General features: G+C 56.8%; 27 protein-coding genes and 1 pseudogene. 18 read left to right on the forward strand and 10 right to left on the reverse strand.

Annotated features, from left to right (window positions below):
* The first annotated feature begins 59 nt into the window (after window positions 1-59).
* Together ACCW71_RS06425 and cobO are read left to right on the forward strand one after the other, a co-directional pair.
* Complete coding sequence (locus tag ACCW71_RS06425) at window positions 60-821, forward strand: YciK family oxidoreductase (RefSeq protein WP_436370284.1); 762 nt, start codon at window positions 60-62, stop codon at window positions 819-821.
* Complete coding sequence (cobO, locus tag ACCW71_RS06430; protein ID WP_436370286.1) at window positions 821-1,411, forward strand: cob(I)yrinic acid a,c-diamide adenosyltransferase; 591 nt, start codon at window positions 821-823, stop codon at window positions 1,409-1,411. Before ACCW71_RS06425 ends, cobO begins: the two co-directional genes overlap by 1 nt.
* A gap of 52 nt (window positions 1,412-1,463) precedes the next feature.
* Here the strand turns inward: cobO and rluB are convergent, their stop codons facing one another.
* The gene (rluB, locus tag ACCW71_RS06435) at window positions 1,464-2,357 is read right to left on the reverse strand and encodes a 23S rRNA pseudouridine(2605) synthase RluB (RefSeq protein ID WP_436370288.1); all 894 of its coding nucleotides are present in this window, start codon (window positions 2,355-2,357) and stop codon (window positions 1,464-1,466) included.
* Between the two features lie 784 nt (window positions 2,358-3,141).
* Here rluB and ACCW71_RS06440 point away from each other — a divergent pair.
* Window positions 3,142-3,789: a serine protease gene (locus ACCW71_RS06440; protein ID WP_436370289.1), complete on the forward strand. Its 648-nt coding sequence runs from the start codon at window positions 3,142-3,144 to the stop codon at window positions 3,787-3,789.
* Between the two features lie 10 nt (window positions 3,790-3,799).
* Here ACCW71_RS06440 and ACCW71_RS06445 read toward each other — a convergent pair whose 3' ends face one another.
* The gene (locus ACCW71_RS06445) at window positions 3,800-4,420 is read right to left on the reverse strand and encodes an L-threonylcarbamoyladenylate synthase (RefSeq protein WP_436370290.1); all 621 of its coding nucleotides are present in this window, start codon (window positions 4,418-4,420) and stop codon (window positions 3,800-3,802) included.
* A 12-nt stretch (window positions 4,421-4,432) separates the two neighbouring features.
* Window positions 4,433-5,317, reverse strand: coding sequence for an RNase RNM (gene rnm, locus ACCW71_RS06450; protein WP_436370291.1), 885 nt, complete (start codon window positions 5,315-5,317; stop codon window positions 4,433-4,435).
* A 279-nt stretch (window positions 5,318-5,596) separates the two neighbouring features.
* Here rnm and ACCW71_RS06455 point away from each other — a divergent pair, with 279 nt between their 5' ends.
* The 6 genes and pseudogenes from ACCW71_RS06455 to ACCW71_RS06480 all read left to right on the forward strand — a co-directional run bounded on the left by ACCW71_RS06455 (window position 5,597) and on the right by ACCW71_RS06480 (window position 12,624).
* Window positions 5,597-7,162 (forward strand): anthranilate synthase component 1, encoded by a 1,566-nt coding sequence (locus tag ACCW71_RS06455; protein WP_436370292.1) that lies wholly within the window; start codon window positions 5,597-5,599, stop codon window positions 7,160-7,162.
* A pseudogene (trpD, locus tag ACCW71_RS06460) lies at window positions 7,162-8,756 on the forward strand (bifunctional anthranilate synthase glutamate amidotransferase component TrpG/anthranilate phosphoribosyltransferase TrpD). Before ACCW71_RS06455 ends, trpD begins: the two are co-directional and overlap by 1 nt.
* A 2-nt stretch (window positions 8,757-8,758) precedes the next feature.
* The gene (trpCF, locus tag ACCW71_RS06465; protein WP_436370294.1) at window positions 8,759-10,120 is read left to right on the forward strand and encodes a bifunctional indole-3-glycerol-phosphate synthase TrpC/phosphoribosylanthranilate isomerase TrpF; all 1,362 of its coding nucleotides are present in this window, start codon (window positions 8,759-8,761) and stop codon (window positions 10,118-10,120) included.
* 46 nt (window positions 10,121-10,166) lie between these two features.
* Entirely contained in the window at window positions 10,167-11,357 is a 1,191-nt protein-coding gene (gene trpB / locus ACCW71_RS06470) for a tryptophan synthase subunit beta (protein WP_436370296.1), read from the forward strand.
* Window positions 11,357-12,160, forward strand: coding sequence for a tryptophan synthase subunit alpha (gene trpA, locus ACCW71_RS06475; RefSeq protein WP_436370297.1), 804 nt, complete (start codon window positions 11,357-11,359; stop codon window positions 12,158-12,160). The genes trpB and trpA overlap by 1 nt, the downstream gene beginning before the upstream one ends.
* 149 nt (window positions 12,161-12,309) lie before the next feature.
* A complete protein-coding gene (locus ACCW71_RS06480) occupies window positions 12,310-12,624 on the forward strand; it encodes a BON domain-containing protein (RefSeq protein ID WP_009089937.1) in 315 nt (104 codons plus the stop codon).
* Between the two features lie 40 nt (window positions 12,625-12,664).
* On the opposite strand, the gene ompW is transcribed toward ACCW71_RS06480, so the two are convergent.
* A complete protein-coding gene (gene ompW / locus ACCW71_RS06485; RefSeq protein ID WP_436370299.1) occupies window positions 12,665-13,300 on the reverse strand; it encodes an outer membrane protein OmpW in 636 nt (211 codons plus the stop codon).
* Window positions 13,301-13,549: 249 nt separating this feature from the next.
* Here ompW and ACCW71_RS06490 point away from each other — a divergent pair, with 249 nt between their 5' ends.
* Genes ACCW71_RS06490 through yciA form a run of 4 tightly spaced genes read left to right on the forward strand, consistent with a single transcriptional unit; the run spans window position 13,550 to window position 15,808 of the window.
* The gene (locus ACCW71_RS06490) at window positions 13,550-13,966 is read left to right on the forward strand and encodes a YkgJ family cysteine cluster protein (protein WP_436370300.1); all 417 of its coding nucleotides are present in this window, start codon (window positions 13,550-13,552) and stop codon (window positions 13,964-13,966) included.
* Between the two features lie 27 nt (window positions 13,967-13,993).
* On the forward strand, window positions 13,994-14,728 hold the full coding sequence (locus ACCW71_RS06495; protein ID WP_436370301.1) for a YciC family protein: 735 nt from the start codon (window positions 13,994-13,996) through the stop codon (window positions 14,726-14,728).
* Between the two features lie 48 nt (window positions 14,729-14,776).
* Window positions 14,777-15,316, forward strand: coding sequence for a septation protein A (locus ACCW71_RS06500; protein WP_436370303.1), 540 nt, complete (start codon window positions 14,777-14,779; stop codon window positions 15,314-15,316).
* A 60-nt stretch (window positions 15,317-15,376) separates the two neighbouring features.
* Window positions 15,377-15,808, forward strand: coding sequence for an acyl-CoA thioester hydrolase YciA (gene yciA / locus ACCW71_RS06505; protein WP_436370304.1), 432 nt, complete (start codon window positions 15,377-15,379; stop codon window positions 15,806-15,808).
* A gap of 39 nt (window positions 15,809-15,847) precedes the next feature.
* Here yciA and tonB read toward each other — a convergent pair whose 3' ends face one another.
* Window positions 15,848-16,585, reverse strand: a complete 738-nt coding sequence (gene tonB, locus ACCW71_RS06510; RefSeq protein WP_436370305.1) for a TonB system transport protein TonB — start codon at window positions 16,583-16,585, stop codon at window positions 15,848-15,850.
* 198 nt (window positions 16,586-16,783) lie between these two features.
* Here tonB and ACCW71_RS06515 point away from each other — a divergent pair, with 198 nt between their 5' ends.
* Together ACCW71_RS06515 and ACCW71_RS06520 are read left to right on the forward strand one after the other, a co-directional pair.
* Window positions 16,784-17,080: a YciI family protein gene (locus ACCW71_RS06515; RefSeq protein WP_436370306.1), complete on the forward strand. Its 297-nt coding sequence runs from the start codon at window positions 16,784-16,786 to the stop codon at window positions 17,078-17,080.
* 73 nt (window positions 17,081-17,153) lie between these two features.
* Window positions 17,154-17,333, forward strand: coding sequence for a hypothetical protein (locus tag ACCW71_RS06520; protein WP_436370308.1), 180 nt, complete (start codon window positions 17,154-17,156; stop codon window positions 17,331-17,333).
* A gap of 74 nt (window positions 17,334-17,407) precedes the next feature.
* Here the strand turns inward: ACCW71_RS06520 and ACCW71_RS06525 are convergent, their stop codons facing one another.
* Both ACCW71_RS06525 and ycgZ read right to left on the reverse strand, forming a co-directional pair.
* On the reverse strand, window positions 17,408-17,887 hold the full coding sequence (locus ACCW71_RS06525) for an anti-virulence regulator CigR family protein (protein WP_436370309.1): 480 nt from the start codon (window positions 17,885-17,887) through the stop codon (window positions 17,408-17,410).
* A 460-nt stretch (window positions 17,888-18,347) separates the two neighbouring features.
* On the reverse strand, window positions 18,348-18,605 hold the full coding sequence (gene ycgZ / locus ACCW71_RS06530; protein WP_436370311.1) for a regulatory protein YcgZ: 258 nt from the start codon (window positions 18,603-18,605) through the stop codon (window positions 18,348-18,350).
* A gap of 358 nt (window positions 18,606-18,963) precedes the next feature.
* Between ycgZ and ACCW71_RS06535 the strand changes: the two genes are divergently transcribed.
* The gene (locus tag ACCW71_RS06535; RefSeq protein ID WP_436370313.1) at window positions 18,964-19,281 is read left to right on the forward strand and encodes a hypothetical protein; all 318 of its coding nucleotides are present in this window, start codon (window positions 18,964-18,966) and stop codon (window positions 19,279-19,281) included.
* A 120-nt stretch (window positions 19,282-19,401) separates the two neighbouring features.
* Here ACCW71_RS06535 and ACCW71_RS06540 read toward each other — a convergent pair whose 3' ends face one another.
* A complete protein-coding gene (locus ACCW71_RS06540) occupies window positions 19,402-19,575 on the reverse strand; it encodes a YciY family protein (RefSeq protein WP_436370315.1) in 174 nt (57 codons plus the stop codon).
* A 160-nt stretch (window positions 19,576-19,735) separates the two neighbouring features.
* On the opposite strand from ACCW71_RS06540, the gene cls reads away from it, so the two are divergent.
* Complete coding sequence (gene cls, locus ACCW71_RS06545) at window positions 19,736-21,196, forward strand: cardiolipin synthase (protein WP_436370317.1); 1,461 nt, start codon at window positions 19,736-19,738, stop codon at window positions 21,194-21,196.
* Between the two features lie 45 nt (window positions 21,197-21,241).
* The gene (locus tag ACCW71_RS06550; protein ID WP_436370319.1) at window positions 21,242-21,565 is read left to right on the forward strand and encodes an HI1450 family dsDNA-mimic protein; all 324 of its coding nucleotides are present in this window, start codon (window positions 21,242-21,244) and stop codon (window positions 21,563-21,565) included.
* 46 nt (window positions 21,566-21,611) lie between these two features.
* Here the strand turns inward: ACCW71_RS06550 and oppF are convergent, their stop codons facing one another.
* Window positions 21,612-22,613 (reverse strand): murein tripeptide/oligopeptide ABC transporter ATP binding protein OppF, encoded by a 1,002-nt coding sequence (gene oppF / locus ACCW71_RS06555; RefSeq protein ID WP_436370320.1) that lies wholly within the window; start codon window positions 22,611-22,613, stop codon window positions 21,612-21,614.
* Complete coding sequence (locus ACCW71_RS06560; protein ID WP_436370321.1) at window positions 22,610-23,623, reverse strand: ABC transporter ATP-binding protein; 1,014 nt, start codon at window positions 23,621-23,623, stop codon at window positions 22,610-22,612. The genes oppF and ACCW71_RS06560 overlap by 4 nt, the downstream gene beginning before the upstream one ends.

The raw sequence follows: 23,623 nt of genomic DNA on the forward strand, positions 1-23,623 counted from the left end.
GCCCGCCTCTGAATTCAGGCATAAAGCGAAATCATGCTGTTTTGCCGGAGGACCCCGCTGTGCATTATCAACCCAAAAGCGACCTGCTCAATCATCGCATTATCCTGGTCACTGGCGCTTCAGATGGCATTGGCCGTGAAGCGGCGCTGACCTACGCCCGTTATGGCGCTGAAGTGATTTTAATGGGCCGCAACCCTGAGAAGCTTCAGCAGGTGGAACAGGCGATCGCGCAACTGAATAAACGCCCGGCCCATAGTCTGGTGTTTGACCTGGCAGAGGCCACACCGCCCCGTTGCCAGCAGCTGGCGGAGCAACTGGCACAGCAGTTCCCGCGTCTTGACGGCGTGCTGCACAACGCCGGTATTCTCGGTGAGATCGTGCCGCTGGCGGAGCTTGACCCGCAGGTCTGGCAGCAGGTGATGCAGATTAACCTGGATGCCACCTTCTTTCTGACTCAGGCGCTGCTGCCGCTGCTGTTAAAGTCGGATGCCGGTTCGCTGGTGTTTACCACCTCCAGCGTCGGTCGCACCGGTCGGTCGGGCTGGGGCGCGTATGCGGTGTCAAAATTTGCCACTGAGGGGATGATGCAGGTGCTGGCGGATGAGTATAAAAACCAGACGTTGCGGGTGAACTGTATCAACCCCGGCGGCACCCGCACCAAAATGCGCGCCAGCGCGTTCCCGCAGGAAGATGCCGCTAAGCTGAAAACACCCGCCGATCTGATGCCGCTCTACCTCTACCTGATGGGTGATGACAGCCGGCGTAAAACCGGCATCAGCTTCGATGCCCAGCCCGGCAGAAAACCGGGAGCCGCGGAGTAATGGCGGAAGATCGGCATCAGCAACGCCAGCAGCGGCTGAAAGAACAGGTGGACGCGCGCATCGCGGCGGCCACGGAGGTGCGCGGGATCCTGATGGTGTTCACCGGTAATGGCAAAGGCAAAACCACGGCCGCTTTCGGCACCGCGTTACGTGCCTGCGGCCACGGCAAGCGCGTCGCCGCTATCCAGTTTATCAAAGGTGACTGGCCCAACGGCGAGCGCAATTTACTGGAACAGCACGGCGTTGAATTTCAGGTGATGGCCACCGGCTTTACCTGGGAGACGCAGAACCGGCAAACCGACACCGACGCCTGCCTGGCTGTCTGGCAGCATGCCAGACGGATGCTGGCGGATGAGCAGCTCGATCTGGTGGTGCTGGATGAGATCACCTATATGGTCAGCATGGACTATCTGCCGCTGGAGGAGGTCGTGACAGCGCTGCGCGAGCGCCCTGCCCACCAGAGCGTGATTATTACCGGACGCGGCTGTCACCGCAGCCTGACAGAGATGGCGGACACCGTCACCGAGATGCGGCCGGTGAAGCACGCCTTTGACGCCGGGATTCAGGCACAGCAGGGAATTGACTGGTAGCAGAAAAAGAAAACGCAGCCCGGAGGCTGCGTCTGTTAGCTGTCTGACAAGGTTATGAACCGGAGTTGCGTTTGCTGCCCGGATTGCGGCGCGGCGCACGAGGCGTGCTGCTCACCTTGCTGTGACGCTTCACGGCGCGACGGATCTGGTTCGCTTTGGTGCGACGGCGATCTTTCTCAACCACCAGCTTAGTGACGGTTTCCTCATCCATTCCCACCAGATTGCGCAGGTAGTTGACCGCTGGCAGATCCAGCTCGGTCCAGCCACCGCGTGGCAATCCTTTCGGCAGCGTAATATCGCCATAGCGGACGCGCATCAGACGACTCACCTGGACGCCAACCGCTTCCCATAAACGACGCACTTCACGGTTGCGCCCTTCGGTTAAGGTGACGTTATACCACTGGTTGATCCCTTCTCCGCCGCCAAAACGCAGGGTTTTAAAGGCGGCCGGGCCATCTTCCAGCTGGACGCCCTTGCTCAGCTGACGAATTTTATCGTCGTCCACCTGACCAAAGACGCGCACCGCATATTCACGCTCAACTTCACGACTCGGGTGCATCAGGCGATTGGCCAGCCCCCCGTCGGTGGTGAAGAGCATCAGACCACAGGTGTTCACATCCAGACGGCCAACGGCAATCCAGCGTGAACCGCGCAGCCGTGGCAGACGGTCAAATACCGTCGGGCGTCCTTCGGGATCGCTGCGGGTACAGAGTTCACCTTCCGGCTTATAGTAAGCCAGCACGCGACAGACTTCGGTTGCGGATTCCGCAATCGAGACCAGGTGACCATCAATACGGATTTTCAGGGATTTGCTGCTTTCGACGCGGTCGCCCAGCGTGGCGATTTTTCCGTCGACGCTGACACGGCCAGCGGCAATCATAGATTCGATTTCACGACGCGAGCCATGACCGGCACGCGCTAAGACTTTCTGTAACTTTTCGCTCATTGAGCTTCCTCTTTGTCGCCTTCCCAGGCGTCACGGTGGGGTGATAATGCTTTCTAAATCAAAAGGTTAAATTAGAAAGTTTGGCCCATTATACAGGCAATTAACCTTGATGTAACGCCCTTTGTGCGTCGGCGCGTGGCCGCTCAGGATGCATCAGCCAGAAAGCTTTTTCAGGGGGATCGATTCCGCCTGTGGCGGGTTAGCGTACCGGGCTGACTGATTAGAAAAGGTGTTTAATAAATCGGGAATAACGAAAACTTTATAGTAAGAGAGAATTAAATTTTCTGAACACTGCATTACCAGCGAGGGAATCGTCTGTCGTCAAAAACCTTATCGGTATCTTACACTTCCCTCGTTTTAATCCTGCTTTTAATCCTCTGACTGCCAAGCCATTAACAGCATAAAAATCTGTCCGATTGATTTTAGCCACCATAAGTGATCGGCTATTTTAATAAAGTCAGATTAACCCTGATGCAGATTTATTTAAAACCTTATTTTCCCGGTTATTTAATAAAGATTAATTTTAATAAATTGTACAACACTATTAAGCGTGTAAACTTTGTCACTGACAGATAATAAAAATGCAGAGTCCGGCGGAAAGCCTGCTCGCGATACGCTTCTTACGTTTTTAAAATTCATTAATAAAAATAGCGTTTTTTAAATTAAATCCAATAAACCGGCGCACCCGGACCTGTTGCGTTAATACGGTTCAGTGATGAACCTGATTGCATGTCAAAAATCTTCACCAGGGATTTCCCGACATGCCTGAATAAAGATGATCCTCATGAGAAACCTGATGCTGTTTCCGGCGCTGGCTGCGCTGGCGCTGAGCGGGTGTTCCGTGGGCCATACTGAGTACAGTCGTACCGCGATGCAGCACGTTGATATGAGCGTGACTGGCATTCCGACGATCCTCGGTCTCGGCACGCTGGGCACCAGCATTCCTCTGACACCTGACTATAGCCTGACGGCTGCGCACGTGGCAAAAACCGCCGTGCAGCGGGTTAAGGCCTATCACCCCTATTGCGACGTGGCGATTATTTATCATAAGAATGACGCACGCACGCTGGCCCGATTCCGCAGCAGCGATATTGGCGATCCGATTAAAATGTATGGTTACAGTTTTATTTCAGCGATGCCGGTGGAGTCAAAAGGGATTAATCTGGCCCGGACCACTATCCGTAATGGCTGGAATAAAAGTCCCTGTATGGCAATGGCATCTAATGCTGGCGTAGTGCAGGGAATGTCGGGCGGCGGGGTTTATAATAGCGACGAGACGCTGGGCGGGGTTATTGTTGGCTATTCAGATGCGATTAAAAATGGCCGCAGCGGAAAAGTGATCCTGAAAGATGTGTCACTCTATATTCCCTACGGCCAGTTTAAGAGCTGGTTGCAGTCGAACCTGGGCCCGACGCCGACCCGCGGCGTCTGAGCCGCTGGCCTTACTGGAACGGACGGGTGTCGCCCACCCCTTCACGCACAATCTCCGGCGCATCGGTGGTCAGATCGACCACCGTGGTCGGCTGCTGCCCCAGGGTGCCGCCATCAATAATCAGGTCAACCAGCTTGCCGATGCTGTGCTGGATCTCTTCCGGGTCAGACTCGGTAAAATCATTGCCCGGCAGAATTAAGGAGGTCGACATCATCGGCTCATTAAGGGCTTCCAGCAGCGCCAGCGCCACCGGATTCGACGGCACGCGCAGACCAATGGTTTTACGTTTCTCATTCATCAGACGGCGCGGGACTTCTTTGGTCGCCTTGAGAATAAAGGTGTAGTTGCCTGGGGTGTTGTTCTTCAGCAGGCGGAAGGCGGAATTCCCCACCTGTGAATAGACCGACAGCTCTGAGAGATCGCGGCACATCAGGGTGAAGTTGTGATGGCCATCGAGCTGACGGATGCGGCAGATGCGCTCCATCGCGCCCTTCTCCTCCAGCCGGCAGCCCAGCGCGTAACCGGAATCGGTCGGGTAGACAATCACACTGCCTTTATTCAGATAGTCCACGGCCTGATTGATCAGACGCGGCTGGGGATTGTCGGGATGAATATGAAACAATTGACTCATAGAAACCTCTTGTCACCTTTCCGTGATGGCCGGGCCAGGCGCCAGATCCGGGAAGCGTTCCCAGACCGGCTCAACCGCCGCGGGCAGCCAGAGTTTGCGGCCCAGCTCAATCCACGGGCAGGGTTGATGAAAATCGGAACCTTGTGATGCGGCCAGTTCATTATCTCTGGCATATTGCGCCAGCTGGGTGCGCTCATTGGGCGGCTGCTGGCACTGCGCCACTTCCATCGCGTCACCACCCGCTTCACGGAAATGGGCGATGAGCCGCTTGAGCCACTTAGCCGACAGGCCATAACGGCCAGGATGCGCCAGCACGGCGCAGCCACCAGAATGATGAATCGCATCAATAGCTTGTTTAATTGTACACCATTGTGGCGGCACGTAGCCGGTTTTGCCACGCGCCAGATAATTTTTGAAGACCTGCGCCATATCACTGGCTTTGCCCTGCTCGATCAGAAAACGGGCAAAATGGCCACGGGTGATGATGCCGCCATCCGCCAGTCGCGTCGCGCCAGCCAGCGCATCAGGAATACGCGCTCTGGCCAGTCGCTCCCCTATCTCTTCCGCGCGGCGCTGACGGCAGGCGTGTTGTCCGGCGAGGAAGGCGACCATCGCCGGATGGTGAATATCGATATTGAGCCCGACGATATGAATTTCGTGGTTTTCCCACAGGGTTGAGATCTCCGCGCCGGCCAGAATTTTGATCGGTAAATCGCGATCGAGGGCGGTCTGCTGCGCTTCCTCTACCCCCGCCACGCTGTCGTGATCGGTGATCGCCAGCACGCCCACGCGCATCTCCACCGCACGTTCAACCAGCGCCGCAGGCGTCAGTACCCCATCAGAGGCGCGCGTGTGGCTGTGTAAATCATAAACCGGGAAACGGGCGATATCGCTCAAAAGAACTCCTGCTGCAAACTAAACCGGCCAGCATGATAACGATTTTAACCGTCAGTGAAAAAGTGTATTGACATTTCCGCCCTGAACCCGTTAACTAGTACACAAGTTCACACCTGACAGGTACTCACACATGGCGATGGTTATTATGCATTTAAATGGTTGGCGCACTGTTCCCGACATCGGGCGACACGGTCGTGCACACCTGGCGTAAACGCTGTGCCGAGTCCTGAGCCCGCTACCAAGCGGGCTTTTTTTTAGGCGAAATTCAGAGAAATCATCATGCCAAATGCGAAACCTACAGTGAAGTTGATTACCGGGACCGCGCCCTACCGCGAAGATCCGGCCGCAGTGTTTCACCAGCTATGCGGCGCACGTCCGGCAACCCTGCTGCTTGAGTCGGCCGACATCGACAGCAAGCGCAACCTGAAAAGTCTGCTGGTTGTCGACAGCGCCCTGCGCATTCGCGCCCTGGGCAATCAGGTAAGCGTTCAGGCGCTGTCTGAAAATGGTCGCGCCCTGCTGCCGCTGCTGGATGAAGCGCTGCCAGCCTCGGTCCGCAACCAGGTACGTCCCGACGGACGCGAACTGACCTTCCCACAGATCACCGACCAGCAGCAGGATGAAGACTCCCGCCTGAAAGCGCTCTCGGTGTTTGATGCGCTGCGGATGATCCCGCAGCTGGTTAACTCACCCGCCGATGAGCGCGAGGCGCTGCTGCTGGGTGGTCTGTTTGCCTATGATCTGGTGGCTGGTTTTGAGACCCTGCCCGACCTCGACAATCAGCAACGCTGCCCCGATTACTGTTTTTATCTGGCGGAAACCTTACTGGTGATCGATCACCAGACCCGCAGCGCACGTCTGCAAGCCAGCCTGTTCTGCCCCTCCACCAGCGAGTTCCAGCGGCTGCAACGCCGTATTGAACAGCTGCATGGCCAGATGCTGCAACCGGCACCGGCTCTGCCGGTTCAGACGGTTGCCGGGATGGCGCTGACCACCAGCCAGAGCGATGAAGAGTATTGCGAGGTGGTACGTACCATGCAGGAAGCGATTCGCATCGGCGAAATTTTCCAGGTGGTGCCGTCACGCCGCTTCTCACTGCCCTGCCCGTCACCGCTGGCTGCGTATGAGACGCTGAAAAACAGCAATCCCAGCCCCTATATGTTTTTCATGCAGGATCAGGATTTCTCGCTGTTTGGCGCGTCACCGGAGAGTTCACTGAAGTATGACGCGACCTCGCGGCAGATTGAGATCTACCCGATCGCCGGTACCCGTCCGCGTGGCCGTCACGCCGATGGCTCGCTGGATCGCGATCTTGACAGCCGCATTGAGCTGGAGATGCGCACCGACCATAAAGAGCTGGCTGAACATCTGATGCTGGTCGATCTGGCGCGTAACGATCTGGCGCGTATCTGCGTGCCCGGCAGCCGTTATGTGGCGGACCTGACCAAAGTCGACCGCTACTCCTTTGTGATGCATCTGGTTTCCCGCGTGGTCGGCACGCTGCGCGCCGACCTCGATGCGCTGCACGCCTACCGCGCCTGTATGAACATGGGCACCCTGAGCGGTGCGCCGAAAGTGCGCGCGATGCAGCTGATCGCCGGAGCGGAACGCACCCGCCGCGGCAGCTACGGTGGCGCGGTGGGCTACTTCACCGCCCAGGGCGATCTCGATACCTGCATCGTTATCCGTTCCGCCTATGTCGAAGATGGCGTCGCCACCGTTCAGGCGGGCGCCGGTGTGGTGCTGGACTCTAATCCGCAGGCGGAAGCCGATGAGAGCCGTAACAAGGCCCGCGCCGTGCTGCGCGCCATTGCGACAGCCCATCACTGCAAGGAGATCTTCTGATGGCCGATATTCTGCTGCTCGATAACATCGATTCCTTTACCTACAACCTGGTTGATCAGCTGCGGACCTTTGGTCACAACGTGGTGATCTACCGTAACAGTCTGCCAGCAGACCACTTAATCGCAGAGTTAGAGCGGATGGAAAATCCGGTGCTGATGCTCTCTCCCGGTCCGGGCGCACCGAAAGATGCGGGCTGTATGCCGGAGCTGCTGCGGGTGCTGCGCGGACGTCTGCCGATTATCGGTATCTGTCTGGGACACCAGGCGATTGTCGAAGCCTACGGCGGCCATGTCGGCCAGGCGGGCGAGATCCTGCACGGTAAAGCCTCCTCCATCACGCACGACGGCGAGGCGATGTTTGCCGGTCTGAGCAATCCGCTGCCGGTAGCGCGTTATCACTCACTGGTCGGCAGCAATACCCCGGACGAGCTGACGGTCAACGCCAGTTACAACGGGATGGTGATGGCGGTCCGTCACGAGACCGATCGCGTGTGCGGCTTTCAGTTCCATCCTGAATCCATTCTGACTTCTCAGGGCGCGCGTCTGCTTGAGCAGACGCTGGCCTGGGCGCTGGCAAAGTAACAGGGAGAATAATGATGCAACAGACACTGGAAAAACTTTACCAGGCGCAGACGCTGGATCAGGCTGAGAGTCATCAGCTGTTCAGCGCCATTATTACCGGACAGCTGCAACCGACGCAGCTGGCAGCCGCGCTGATCGCCATGAAAGTGCGCGGTGAAACCCCGGAAGAGATTGCCGGGGCCGCCACCGCGCTGCTGGAAGATGCCCGGCCCTTTCCCCGCCCTGACTACGCTTTCGCCGACATTGTCGGCACCGGCGGCGACGGCAGCAACAGCATCAATATCTCCACCGCCAGCGCCTTTGTCGCGGCGACCTGTGGCCTGAAAGTGGCGAAGCATGGCAACCGCAGCGTCTCCAGCAAATCGGGTTCATCCGATCTGCTGGCGGCCTTTGGCATCGATCTCGATATGCCTGCGGAGCGGGCGAGAAAGGCGCTGGACGATCTCAACGTCTGCTTCCTGTTTGCGCCGCAGTACCACACCGGCTTCCGTCATGCGATGCCGGTGCGTCAGCAGCTCAAAACCCGTACGCTGTTTAATGTGCTCGGCCCGCTGATTAACCCGGCGCGTCCGCCGCTGGCGGTGATTGGCGTCTATAGCCCGGAGCTGGTGATGCCGATAGCGCAAACCCTGAAAGTGCTGGGGTATCAGCGTGCCGCCGTGGTGCACGGCGGCGGGATGGATGAAGTGGCGCTGCACGATGTCACGCATGTCGCCGAGCTGCGTGACGGTGAAATCACCCGGTATCAGCTCTCGCCAGAGGACTTCGGTTTTGGCTTCCATCCCAAAGAGGCGCTGGCGGGCGGCACCCCGGAAGAAAATCGTGACATTCTGACCGCTTTACTTCAGGGTAATGGCCAGCAGGCCCATGAGGAGGCAGTCGCCGTGAATGTGGCGATGCTGCTCAAGGTATTTGGTCAGGAAGATCTGCGTGAAAACGCACAGCAGGCGCTTAACGCCATCCGTAGCGGACAGGCTTACGAGCGCGTCGTCGCACTGGCAGCAAGAGGATAATCATGCAAGGCACCGTGTTAGAAAAAATTGTTCAGGACAAAGCGATTTGGGTTGAAGCACGTCAGCAGCAGCAGCCTCTCTCCACCTTTCAGAACAGCATTGAGCCTGCCAGCCGTCATTTCTATGACGCGCTTCAGGGCGCAAGAACGGCGTTTATCCTGGAGTGTAAAAAGGCGTCACCGTCGAAAGGCATCATCCGCGAGGATTTTGATCCGGCCGCCATTGCCGGGGTCTATCGCCATTACGCCTCAGCGGTCTCCGTGCTGACCGATGAGAAATATTTTCAGGGCGACTTCGCCTTTCTGCCGATTGTCAGCGCGGCGATTACCCAGCCGGTGCTGTGCAAAGATTTTATTATCGACCCTTATCAGATCTATCTGGCCCGTTACTATCAGGCGGATGCCATTCTGCTGATGCTGTCGGTGCTGGATGATGAGCAGTATCGTCAGCTGGCCGCCGTGGCGCACAGCCTGAAGATGGGCATCCTGACCGAAGTCAGTAATGAAGAGGAACTCGAACGCGCGATTGCGTTGCAGGCAAAAGTGGTTGGCATCAACAATCGTGACCTGCGCGACCTCTCTATCGATCTTAATCGTACCCGTCAGCTGGCGCCGCGCCTGTCGCACGGCGTGACGGTGATCAGCGAGTCGGGCATCAACAGCTATGCCGACATCCGCGAGCTGAGCCACTTTGCCAATGGCTTCCTGATTGGCTCGGCATTGATGGAAGAAGCCGATCTCACCGCGGCGGTGCGCCGGGTGACGCTGGGCGACAATAAAGTCTGTGGCCTGACCCGCCCGGAAGATGCGCGCGCCGCCTATGAAGCGGGCGCCATCTACGGTGGTCTGATCTTTGCTGAAGGCTCACCGCGCCGGATCGAGCAGGCCACCGCTCAGAACGTGATGGCGGCAGCCCCGCTGCGCTATGTCGGCGTGTTCCGCAATAACGCCGTTAGTGACGTTGTCACACAAGCCAGCGCCCTGTCGCTGACCGCGGTCCAGCTGCACGGCAACGAATCGCCGGAATATGTGGCGGAACTGCGCGCCGCGCTGCCGGCGGAGATTAAAATCTGGAAGGCAATGCGCATCGAAGGTTCACTCCCGGCGCGCGACTGGCCGCACGTCGATCGTTACGTGTTTGATAATGGCGATGGCGGCACCGGACAGCGTTTCGACTGGTCGCTGTTACAGAATCAACCGCTGACTGATGTGCTGCTGGCCGGAGGGCTGAGCGCGGATAACTGTGTTGAAGCCGCCCGACTCGGCTGTGCCGGTCTGGACTTTAACTCCGGGGTGGAAAGCGCGCCCGGCATCAAAGATGCCCGTAAAATTGCCGCGGTGTTTCAGACCCTGCGAGCCTACTGATTTGCCTGGCCTGCTTAACGGCGGGCCCGAAAAAGGAAGATAAAAGATGACCTTACTTAATCCCTATTTTGGTGAATTTGGCGGAATGTATGTTCCGCAGATCCTGATGCCCGCCCTGCGCCAGCTGGAAGAGGCCTTTGTCGACGCCCAGAAAGATCCTGAGTTCCAGGCTGAATTTACTGACCTGCTTAAGAACTATGCCGGGCGGCCGACCGCGCTGACGCTGTGCAGGAATCTCACGAAGGGCACTAAAACCCGGCTCTATCTGAAGCGTGAAGATTTGCTGCACGGTGGTGCTCATAAAACCAACCAGGTGCTGGGTCAGGCGCTGCTGGCGAAGCGTATGGGTAAAAACGAAATCATCGCCGAGACCGGTGCCGGTCAGCACGGTGTCGCCTCGGCGCTGGCCTGCGCGCTGCTGGGGATGAAGTGCCGTATCTACATGGGCGCGAAAGATGTCGAGCGTCAGTCTCCTAACGTGTTCCGTATGCGTCTGATGGGGGCGGAAGTGATTCCGGTACACAGCGGCTCGGCCACGCTGAAGGATGCCTGTAACGAGGCGCTGCGTGACTGGTCGGGCAGCTATGAGACCTCGCACTATATGCTCGGCACGGCGGCGGGCCCGCATCCCTTCCCGACCATTGTGCGTGAGTTCCAGCGGATGATCGGCGAAGAGACCAAAAAGCAGATTCTGGAAAGAGAGGGGCGTCTGCCTGACGCGATCCTCGCCTGCGTGGGTGGCGGCTCCAACGCCATCGGCATGTTCGCGGACTTTATCGAAGAAGAGAAAGTCAGACTGATCGGCGTGGAGCCGGCGGGTCACGGCATTGAGACCGGCGAGCATGGCGCGCCCCTGAAACATGGCCGCGTCGGTATCTACTTCGGCATGAAAGCGCCGATGATGCAGACCGGCGACGGTCAGATTGAAGAGTCCTACTCTATCTCTGCCGGTCTCGATTTCCCGTCGGTGGGGCCGCAGCATGCCCATCTGAACAGCACCGGCCGCGCCGAGTATGTCTCGATTACCGATGACGAGGCGCTGGCCGCCTTTAAACAGCTCTGCCGGGCCGAAGGTATCATTCCGGCGCTGGAGTCGTCACACGCCCTGGCGCATGCCCTGAAGATGATTCAGGCTGAACCGGAAAAAGAGCAGTTGATTGTGGTCAACCTCTCCGGCCGGGGTGATAAAGATATTTTCACCGTTCACGACATCTTAACCGCGCAGGGAGAAATCTGATGGAACGTTATGATCGACTGTTTAAGCGCCTGTCAGAAAATAACGAAGGCGCGTTTGTCCCCTTTGTGACGCTGGGCGATCCCTCACCGGCGCTTTCACTGCGGGTGATTGACGCGCTGGTGGAAGGCGGCGCGGATGCGCTGGAGCTGGGTATCCCCTTCTCCGATCCGCTGGCTGACGGCCCGACCATCCAGAACGCGACCTTACGTGCGTTTGCGGCAGGCACCAATACCAGCCAGTGCTTTGAAATGCTGGCGACCATTCGCCATAAATATCCCGATCTGCCGATTGGATTGCTGATGTATGCCAATCTGGTGTTTACCAACGGTATCGATGCGTTCTATGCGCGCTGTGCCGAAGCGGGCGTCGATTCCGTACTGGTGGCCGACGTGCCGGTGGAAGAGTCGGCCCCCTTCCGCCAGGCGGCGCTGCGTCACGGCGTGGCACCGATCTTTATCTGTCCGCCGAATGCCAGCGATGACCTGCTGCGGGAGATCGCCTCGCACGGACGCGGTTATACCTACCTGCTGTCGCGGGCGGGCGTGACCGGTGCTGAAAATCGCGCCAGCCTGCCGTTGCAGCATCTGATTGACAAGCTGCGGGAATACCACGCTGCGCCGCCTTTACAGGGTTTCGGCATCTCGGAACCTGAACAGGTGAAAGAGGCGATCGCCGCCGGTGCCGCTGGCGCGATCTCCGGTTCGGCGATTGTCAGAATCATCGAAAAACATCATGCAGAACCTGACGTGATGCTGAGCGAACTGAAGAACTTTGTCAGCCGCCTCAAAGCCGCCAGTCGTTAATCCTGTCAGCATGCCTTATCACACGATAAGGCATGATTTGTTTCCTTTTTTTTCACTCCACTATTTGCCCTTTTTGCGCAATCTGCACCACAATGACATTGCGCCGTTACGGTAACGTCGCATCCATTTTGTGACAGGGAGAGAAAGCAATGAAATTTGTTAAACTGCTGACAGGTGCTGTACTGGCGGGCGTGGTTGCGCTGACACTGAGCGCCTGTGCGCCAACCGCAACCAAAGAGGGAACCGGTGGCTATATTGATGACACCGTAGTGACCACCAAAGTTAAAGGTGAACTGCTGAAAGACGATTCGCTGAAATCAACTGAGATCAACGTAGAGACGTTTAAAGGCAAAGTTCAGCTGAGTGGTTTTGTTTCATCACCGCAGATGGCCAATCGTGCCGTTCAGGTTACGCGCAGCGTGCCGGGTGTGAAATCTGTCGTCAATAATATGCAGATTAAATAACTGACACAAAAAGGCCGCTGTTTCAGCGGCCTTTCTCTTATCAGAAGCGGTAGCCCGCACCGAAGAAGAAAACCCAGGGATCGACGCTCATATTGATATTCTGCTGTGCGCCTCCCGCTTTGAACTTCACTTCCGTATCAATATCCATGTACCAGAGTGACGCATTCAGCATCCAGTCACGGTTAATCTGATAGTCCAGACCCACCTGTCCCGCCACGCCCCATGAATCCTTAACGCTCAGATCGCTCAGGCCCGCATCGCGGCCGGTCTGGTTGAAATCGGCATCATAAAAGGTGGTGTAGTTGATACCTGCGCCAATATAGGGACGCACTTTGCTTTTGCTGTCAAAGAAGTAGTACTGCGCCATCAGCGTCGGCGGTAACTGGCGCACGGTGGCCAGGGTGCCGGTCGGGCCGAGACCCACTTTATGACGGAATGGCGTCGCAGCCAGCAGCTCCACACCGATGTTGTCAGTGGCCATATAGGTAAAGGTCAGGCCCAGCTGGGTATTATTACTGGCGCTGAACTCACCCATGCCTAATACGTTATCGGAACTTTCGGTTGGACGAACGGTTGCACTGCCGGCACGCATAAAGAAGTCGCCCGCTTCATGGGCCATTGCCAGTTGAGGTAAAGCCAGAGCCAGCAGCATCGCGCATTTTGCCAGTTTCATCATCACTCCTTTGCTTGAGGTTAATGTTGCGAACGCATCACTTTTTTGCTGGCAAATATTTAACGTGATTTACAGAAAATTGCACTCTGAACGGATCAGAAAAATCACTTAAAAAACAATGGATTGATTTAGATCAATTTCGCTACAAACCGACGTCACAAAATTTCGCTTGCTGAATATTTTCGCCGGGCCTATTTTGCTGATCTTCCTGTTTGATTTTGGTTCGATGCCCTGGGAGGGGCGGGTGATCAAATGAGTGAATCCTCTAACCCATGTATCAGCTGTGGCGCCTGCTGCGCCCATTTTCGTGTCTCATTTTACTGGGCTGAAGCCGACGATGCCGGCGGCCCGGTGCCGACGGAGTTAACCGAACCGCTCAGCCTGTTGATGCGCAATATGCGCGGCACCAACGACCGCACGCCGCGCTGCGTTGCCTTGCAGGGCGAGATCGGCGGCTGCGTCTCCTGCGGCATCTATCAACAGCGCCCGACGCCCTGCCGGGAGTTCGCTATGTCGGGCGAAGCGGGCATCGCGAACGAAGCCTGCGATCGCGCCCGCGCCCGCTACGGCCTGCCCGCCCTGTTTCACCCATCTTTACCTGTTATGACAGAAAGTTATGCCACGGCGGGTGCCGCCGGGCTGCCAGAACATGTACAATCGCCAGGTTAATTAACCGGGTTCCTCCAAGGAGTGTACATGTCTATCACGGCGAGTTCGTTATACCGTGACACTGGAAATTTCGCGCGTCATCAACTGGCGACATTGCTGTTAATGTCGCTGTTGACCGCGTTTATCACCGTCATGCTGGTGCATGTGCTGACGCCAGATGCCGATCAGATGGCCATACTGCAACAGGGTGACAGCAGCGCCAGCTCATTGTTTGAGATGGTGCAGAATATGTCACCTGAACAGCAACAGGTGCTGCTGCGCGCTTCGGCGGCCAGCACCTTCGCCGCGTTGATGGGCAATACCCTGCTGCTCGGCGGGATGCTCTGTCTGATCCCGCTGGTCTCTTCCGGCCAGCGGGTCAGTGCGCTGCGGGCGATCGGGGCGTCAGCGCCGCTGCTGCCAAAGCTGTTGCTACTCACCTTTCTGATGACGCTGATCGCCCAGCTGGGCTTTATGGTGCTGGTGGTGCCGGGGATCCTGCTGACGATGCTGCTGTCGCTGGCGCCGGTCATGCTCGCCAGCGAGAAGATCGGGGTGTTTGCCGCAATGCGGGCCAGCATGCGCATGGCGTGGAAAAATGTGAGACTGATCGCCCCCGCCATTCTGCTCTGGCTGCTGGCGAAACTGATTGTCATGCTCTTCTTCTCGTCGCTGACCGTGTTACCCCTGAATGTCTCCTCGGTGATTTTTACCGCGGCAGGTAATATGGTGTCGGCCATGCTGATTATCTATCTCTGCCGACTCTATATGCTGTTACGTTGATGGCGGATGCGCCGCAGGGCGCATCGGGCAACTCTGACTGGAATGACTATGAAGCAGTTACTCGACTTTCTTCCCCTGGTAGTCTTTTTCATCTTTTATAAGCTGTATGACATTTTTGTCGCCTCTGGCGCGCTGATTGTCGCAACCGGCCTGGCGTTAGTGGCAAGCTGGGTGCTCTATCGTAAGCTGGAAAAGATGACCATTTTTACCTTTGTGCTGGTGGCGGTATTCGGCACCCTGACCCTGGTGTTCCACAACGATGAGTTCATTAAGTGGAAAGTCACGGTCATCTACAGCCTGTTTGCGCTGGCGCTGCTCTACAGCCAGTGGTTTATGAAACAACCGCTGATCCAGAGCATGCTGGGTAAAGAGCTGGTATTACCTGACGCGGTCTGGCGTCGCCTTAACGTCGCCTGGGCGCTCTTCTTCCTGATCTGCGGTCTGGCTAACATCTATGTGGCTTTTTGGTTATCCCAGGCCTTTTGGGTTAACTTTAAAGTGTTCGGTCTCACCGGCCTGACCTTACTGTTCACCCTGCTCAGCGGCCTCTACATCTGGCGACAGATGCCTCAGCAGGAACAGAAATAATCATACTGCCCGGTACGCCGGGCATTTTTTTGGCATTCACCTGTAAAAGAAGCGGAATCAATGAGCGAAAAACATAACCTGCCACAAGGCGAAATGGTGCTGCGTACGCTCGCCATGCCAGCAGACACCAACGCTAACGGCGATATTTTCGGTGGCTGGCTGATGTCGCAGATGGATATTGGCGGCGCGATTCTGGCTAAAGAGATCGCCGAAGGGCGTGTGGTGACGGTGCGGGTTGATGGCATGTCATTTCTGAAGCCGGTCGCGGTGGGCGATGTGGTCAGCTGCCATGCGCGCTGCATCCGTACCGGCAACAGCTCGATAACCATCAATGTTGAAGTCTGGATTAAGAAAGTGTCGTCTGAGCCGATTGGACAGAGATACTGTGCGACCGAAGCGGTATTCATCTATGTCGCGGTCGACAACGAGGGCAACTCACGCCCGCTGCCCGCGGGGCGTGCCAATCAGCAATCCGGCGAGAAAAGCGAATAAGCAGGCGGGTCAGGCTGGTTCAGCCTGACCTTTTCGCCCCTACTCCAGGCTTGCGCCACCCTTAACCCGGAAGATGATATTCATGGTCAGCTGACCCGGCCGGCCACTCTGATAGCGCCAGCTTTTCATCGCCTGCTTCACTTCCCGCTCAAACATATTGCGCGGCTCTGCGGAGAGTATCTGGATATTATCGACCCGCCCATCGCTATCCACATCAAATCTGACCCGTACCCGGCCCTCGATGCGCAGCGCTAAGGCGCGCGGCGGGTAGCCTGGTTTGCTCACACTCAGGGCTTTCGGCCCGGTTGAGACCGATGGGGTGGGTGCCGGTGTGCTCTTTGGCGCGGCGGTCGGTTTGCTCTGGGTGGCCGGCGCCTGTTGCTTAAAGGGATCAGCCTGCGGTCTGCTCTCCTGACGGGGTTTCTGTTCAGGCTGGACGCGCCGGTGCTCCGGTTTCGGCCTGGGTTTCGGCTTCGGCTTAGGCTCAGGTTTGGGGATCGGCACTGGCTCCGCTTTGGGCGGTTCAGGCACCGGCTCAGGTTCTGGCTGAGGTTCCGGTTGCGGCTGAGGTTCCGGTTGCGGCGCGGTGACGGCTGGCTCGGGCTGAACTTCCGGGGCGACCAGGCTTACGCTGATAGGCTGCGCCGCTTCAGGGACGTCCGTCACCTGATGGAATGAGGCATACAGCATTCCGGCAATCACGGCACCATGTAAAGCCACAGACAATAACATGGCGACGGGCGTGCGTTTTGGTATTGGCATAGTCAGCGTGGTCATAACAGTCGCAGTTATAGAGTGAAGCCGCGATTTTAAATGCAAATAGCAATCAGTTTCAATAACTCCGGCGATCGGGGCGAAAGAAAAGCGCTTTTTTAGCCCATTATGCTGAGCGGGCGACGGCTCAGAGGTTTCGTTTGCACTCTGAGGGTCGATCCCTTAACGTGTTGCCAAATTCTGATTAGTGGGAGTTCCCAAGTGCTTTACGTCATTTATGCAGAAGATAACGCCGATTCACTGGAAAAACGTCACGCCGTGCGCCCTGCCCATCTGGCACGGCTGAAGCTGCTGCATGAAGAGGGACGCCTGATTATTGCAGGCCCGATGCCTGCGGTCGACAGCAACGATCCGGGCGTGGCAGGCTTCACCGGTTCCACCGTGATTGCTGAGTTTCCGTCACTGGAAGAGGCGCAATCCTGGGCGCAGGATGATCCCTATATTGCGGCTGGCGTCTACAAGCAGGTCGCGGTGAAACCCTTTAAGCGGGTGTTCTGAGTCTGAAACCCGAGATTAAAGATGGCGGTTCTACGCTGTTGAGCCGCCATCTTCTCTCTGCCGGAGGCGCGGAATGCAAATAATCGTGTTAACGCTGCTGGCTGTGGTGGTGGTGCTTATCGGTAGTGCGATCTGGCTCTGGCGGCGTCAGGGCTGGCGTCAGCAGAAGCAACTGATCGTCATGCTGGTGGTGCTGGCAGCCGCGTTGCAACTGGTGAACGTTACGCTGATGCTCAACGCCCAGCGAGGCTGATTCTACCCGCTTTCCTGCCGCTTTAAAAAACCGCCCGCGTTATGCTGGCGGTTTTTTTATGGCCGCAGGAGACGTTAATCAAACACGTTGTTAATAATGGTCGTCACCACCGCCGTGCTCAGGGCAATCAACATCAGATTGTCGCCAACGATCTTCCATTCGTAGCCCGGATAATCAGGCAGGCCCCGACGCATTGAGTCCGGCAGCGAACGTTTTGCGATGCCAGGCGGCAGCGGCTTGCCGCGGGCCAGATTTTTCGCAATGCCTGGCGGTAATGGCGCGTAACCGGTCACGCCGTGCTGTCTGGCAAGATCACGCGCAAAGGAAAATGTGACATCGGCGTCGGCGTGCCAGGGATCATCGCCACCCTTCTTCGGCTGGTGAGACGCAGAGCCCTTGCCCTCAGCCATCCTGCCATGCCCCTGCGAATGTCCCTTGCCGTGACCACCGCCATTACCCTTCCCGTTACCGGGATCCGCCAGCAAAGCCGGGGAAGTCAACAGCAGGCAGCAGGTTAACGCGGTAACAGCCGCTTTTGATCGATTTTTCATCATGCCACTCCCAAAGTGAATGCTGTTTAACGCTATCGCCTGATTTGAAAAACAACAAGCTGCCCGCGCCAGCGATCATATTGAACCGTTTTCTCCACCTGGGCGGCAGGCAACAGGCGTTGATCGCCCAGCGGCAGAAGCAGAACAATTAAACCGGCTAAACATTCAGCAGCAAAAAATGCCTGAATCCACGCGCGCGGTCCCGCTGTCAGGCGACATAGTGCGGAAAATGCCCGCTATCGGCAAATAAAAATGTAAATTTTTTTGACCAATCCCCCACTCTGTCCTTGACTGACAATGAGCGTCACACAACAGGAGAGATCGTCATGACCGAATTACTGCATATCATGTCTGTGAGCGCGATTGTTGCGGGCATCTATTTGCTGGACTGAAACAGCAACGCGGGGAAAACAAAAGCCCTGCCGATTGAGGCAGGGCGAGTCTCGGGTATAAGCGAGCTTATTTAAGCCTGAGAGCTGAACTGCGGCTCCAGCAGCAAGCCAATCAGTTCATGATAGTGCTGCTCTTCTTCCGGGCTGGTCACATGCTGTAAACGGCTAATCAGTTTAGAGCAGATGGCTTTACGATTCAGGCTGCGGCCGGAACGCATAATTTCCGTGACCACAGAACCAAGAATAGCCTGCTGAGAAAGACGTGCCGCGCTATGAAGGTAAGCGGAAATATCAGCGACTGAAGCGGGAATTCGTACGTTGGTCTGCATGGTTAACCCTCATAACGTTCATTTAAATTATCTAACCGATGCAGTAAAGCTATACAACAACATGATGGTTGTACAGGTATTTAGCTTAAAAATTAGCATTAATCATAGGGTTTTTTGATAAATCGAGCCCTGACAGTCACTTGCGTGATGGTCAGGTTGTACAGGTTTTCAGATGGGGTGTGACGGTGCGGCGGAAAAGTAAAAAGTTATCGCCGCCTGTTAACGCCTTGCGTAAGAAAAAGTGTCCTGACCGTCATTTTTTTAAGGGTAAAGAGGAATTATTCCAGAGAGCTGTCTACCTTTATCGTTTGCTGCTTATTCCTCTGAACGGACGCGATTGCACATTCGCAGGCTCATTATGCATAAAATAGATAATATCCAGGCTTCAACCCTGTTCGATGCGCTGTTATCGCGTATGGCCGCTATTGGCGATCCGAAAATTGAAGTCCTGAGCGGGTATCCCGCCAACTGTTCGGCGTGGCTGACCATCTATTATCAGCGCCGTTCAGATAAGTGGTCGTTTGAATGGTATGACCGCGCTGGCTATCGCAGGCCCACCGTGCTGGGCAGCAGTGCAGAGTGCCTGATGCGTGAAGTCAGCGATCGCGGCGCCTCCGGGCAGGAGATGCTGCTGGCGCGTCGCATGCTGGCGGAATATGGCTTTTTTGAAGCCTGAGTGGCTCACTGAATCATGGACGGCAGGCTGCATGACCTGATAGTAAATGTTTATCGTGCCAGACCAGCCTGCGAATCATCGCCCTGCTTCAGCCACCGGCTGAATCACCGCACGGCGGGATTATATCATCTGCGTTATAAACAGAATCGAGCGACGCTGCTGCTGCGCCAGCTGATGGCGGATGGAGTGGATGCGCTTATAGCGTCTTGACTGCGCCTCCAGCCAGCGTGAACGGCGGCGATACACCTGACGTAACATTCTCCAGCGCGCCACTTCATTTCTGCTTCGTTTCATAACTTCCTCTCTGACATCGTTTAACGCGCAGGCATTATAGAGATCTTCACGCCAATGCCAAATCCAATCTCTTATCGTCGCCACGCAGCATAAAGGGTTTCGTTAGCTGGCATCTGCACGTAAACTTGCCAGACGAAAGCGCGAACCGGATGTCCACTTTATGACCACTTTTTACACCCTGATCAGCTGGCTGCTGCTGTTTGGTTACTGGCTGCTGATCGCCGGTGTCACCCTGCGCATCCTGATGAAGCGGCGTGCCGTGACCTCTGCCATGGCCTGGCTGCTGGTTATCTATATTCTGCCGCTGGTCGGCATTATCGCTTATCTCTCGTTTGGCGAACTGCATCTGGGCAAACGGCGTGCGGAGCGCGCCCGCACCATGTGGCCCTCGACCGCCCGCTGGCTGAATGACCTGAAGCAGTGCCGCGAAATCTTTGCCACCGAGCACAGTGACGTTGCGCGTTCGCTGTTTGAGCTTTGCTACCACCGGCAGGGGATCGCCGGGGTAAAAGGAAATCAGCTCCAGCTATTAACCAGCTCTGACGATGTGATGCAGGCGCTGATCCGCGACATTCAGCTGGCGCGCCACAATATTGAGATGGTGTTCTATATCTGGAATCCTGGCGGCCTGGCCGATGAAGTGGCGGAATCGCTGATGGCCGCCTCGCGCCGGGGCGTTCACTGCCGTCTGCTGCTCGATTCGGCGGGCAGCGTCGCCTTTTTCCGCAGCCCCTGGGCTGACATGATGCGCAACGCCGGTATTGATGTGGTGGAAGCGTTGCAGGTCAGCCTGTTGCGTGTTTTTCTGCGCCGCATGGACCTGCGGCAGCATCGCAAAATAGTACTGATCGATAACTACATCGCCTATACCGGCAGCATGAACCTGGTGGACCCGCGCTTTTTCAAACAGAGCGCGGGTGTGGGCCAGTGGATCGACCTGATGGCGCGTATGGAGGGACCGGTCGCCACCGCGCTGGGGATCGTTTTCAGCTGTGACTGGGAGATAGAGACCGGCAAACGCATTCTGCCACCACCGCCCAATCACAACGTGATGCCGTTTGAACAGGAGAGCGGTCATACCGTGCAGGTGATCGCCTCCGGTCCCGGTTTCCCGGAAGATATGATCCATCAGGCGCTGCTGACCGCTGTCTATTCGGCGCGTGAGCAGCTGATCATGACCACGCCCTACCTGGTGCCCAGCGATGACCTGCTGCACGCTATCTGTACCGCGGCGCAGCGCGGCGTGAATGTCAGCGTTATCGTGCCGCGCCACAACGATTCGCTGCTGGTGGGCTGGGCCAGCCGCTCCTTCTTCAGTGAACTGCTGGAAGCGGGGGTAAAGATCTATCAGTTTGAAGATGGCCTGCTGCACACCAAAAGCGTGCTGGTTGATGGTCAGCTGAGTCTGGTGGGTACGGTGAATCTCGATATGCGCAGTTTATGGCTCAACTTTGAAGTGACGCTGGTAGTGGATGATGCGGGATTTGGCAGCGATCTGGCCTGTGTGCAGGATGACTACATCGCCCGCTCGCGGTTGCTGGATGGCAAACGCTGGGCAAAACGTGCCTGGTGGCAGCGCATCGTCGAACGACTGTTTTACTTCTTCAGCCCTTTACTGTAAAACGAGCCAGATTATGTAAATGGCCTCAGGCAGACAGGACAGACTATGGATTTAAATAATCGCCTTACTGAAGATGAAACGCTGGAACAAGCCTACGATATTTTTCTCGAACTGGCAGGCGACAATCTCGATCCGGCAGACATCATCCTCTTTAATCTCCAGTTCGAAGAGCGCGGTGGCGCAGAACTGTTCGATCCTTCCGAGGACTGGAAGGAGCATGTCGATTACGATCTGAATCCTGACTTTTTCGCTGAGGTGGTGATTGGACTGGGTGAAGCGGATGGCGAACCGATTACTGATGTCTTTGCCCGCGTGTTATTGTGCCGCGAGAAAGATCACAAGCTCTGTCATATCCTGTGGCGTGAATAAGCGTCGCAGCAGAGAAGAACGCCGGGCCACTGCCCGGCGTTTTGCGTTATAGCGGATCGACTTTCAAACAGGAGACCGCATGGTGGAAACTGCCCTCCAGCAGCGGTCGGGTTTTGGCGCACTCCGGTCCGGCAATCGGACAGCGGGTGCGGAAAACGCAGCCCGACGGCGGATTGATTGGTGAGGGTAACTCCCCTTCCAGCAGCTGGATCTGTTTATTCTTCTCCAGATCCGGGTCGGGGATCGGCACCGCCGACATCAGCGCCCGGGTGTAAGGGTGCTGAGGATTGCTGTAGACCTCACTGTAGGTCCCCAGCTCCACCGCATGACCGAGATACATCACCAGCACCCGGTCAGAGATATGTTTTACCACCGCCAGATCGTGGGCAATAAAGATCAACGACAGCCCCATTTCGCGCTGTAGCTGTTGCAGCAGATTCACCACCTGCGCCTGAATCGAGACATCCAGCGCCGAGACCGGCTCATCACAGATGATCAGTTTAGGTTCCAGAATCAGGGCGCGGGCGATACCGATACGCTGACACTGTCCACCGGAGAACTCATGCGGATAGCGGTTGATCAGGTTCGGCAGCAGCCCGACTTTCATCATCATATTTTTGACGCGATCTTTCACTTCCTGCCGCGCCATCTTTGGATGATAGGTGCGCAGTGGCTCGGCAATAATATCGCCGATGGTCATGCGCGGATTGAGCGAGGCCAGCGGGTCCTGAAATATCATCTGAATATCGCTGCGCGCCTTGCGCCACTCCTCTTCGCTCTGCCCCAGCAGATCGCGGCCCAGCCACGCAACCCGTCCATCGGTGGCCTTTACCAGTCCGATGATGGCGCGCGCCAGGGTCGATTTACCACAGCCCGATTCGCCCACCACGCCGAGCGTCTCACCTTCATAGAGACGCAGGCTGACGCCATCGACCGCCTTCAGCGTCTTTGATGGCTGCCAGAACCACTGCTTGCCATCTTTGATGTCGAAATGCACTTTGAGATCGGCGATTTCGAGTAACACTCTTTTTTCAGCTACGGTGCTCATACTAACTCCTCCGCCGGCTTGAAGCAGGCGCGCAGACGTCCATCACCAAAAGGTTCCAGCGGCGGAGCCTGGGTGCAGATCTCCATCGCGTGCGGGCAGCGCGGCTGGAACGGACAGCCCTGTGGCAGTCGCAGCAGGTTGGGTGGATTACCGGGAATGGTGGTCAGGCTTTCACCTTCAGCATCCAGACGCGGCACCGCGTTCAGCAGGCCGATGGAGTAAGGGTGTGACGGCTGATAGAAGACATCGCGGGCGCGGCCATACTCCATGGTGCGTCCGGCATACATCACCAGCACCTTGTCGCAGATCCCCGCCACCACGCCCAGATCGTGAGTGATCATGATTATCGCGGTGTTGAACTCGCGCTTCAGATCGTTGAGCAGCGTCATGATCTGCGCCTGCACCGTCACATCCAGCGCGGTGGTCGGCTCATCGGCAATCAGCAGTTTTGGCCGACAGAGCAGCGCCATGGCGATCATCACGCGCTGGCGCATCCCGCCGGAGAACTCATGCGGATACATCTTCATCCGCTTGCGCGCTTCCGGCATTTTCACCGCGTCGAGCATGCGGACCGACTCTTCAAACGCCTGCGCGCTGTTCATCCCTTTGTGCAGTTTAAGCACTTCCATCAGCTGATCGCCCACCCGCATATAGGGATTCAGCGAGGTCATCGGGTCCTGGAAGATCATCGCAATCTGCTCGGCACGCAGTCGGTTGAGCTGGCTCTCCGGCAGATTAAGGATCTCTTTGCCATTAAACAGCGCCGAGCCACCGATGCGGCCATTTTTGGCCAGCAGTCCCATCAGGGCAAAGGCGGTCTGCGACTTGCCGGAGCCGGATTCACCGACGATGCCCAGCGTCTCACCGGCGCGCAGCGAGAAGTTGAGATCGTTGACGGCGGTGACATCCCCATCGTGGGTGCCAAAGGTCACGCGCAGATCTTTGACCGTAAGTAGCTGTTCGCTTCCCGCGCGGGCCGCCATCGCTGGCTGAAATTCATGAATAGTCAT

Origin of the sequence: Pantoea sp. C2G6, from assembly GCF_051336815.1 — a bacterium.
Classification (GTDB): Bacteria; Pseudomonadota; Gammaproteobacteria; order Enterobacterales; family Enterobacteriaceae; genus Pantoea.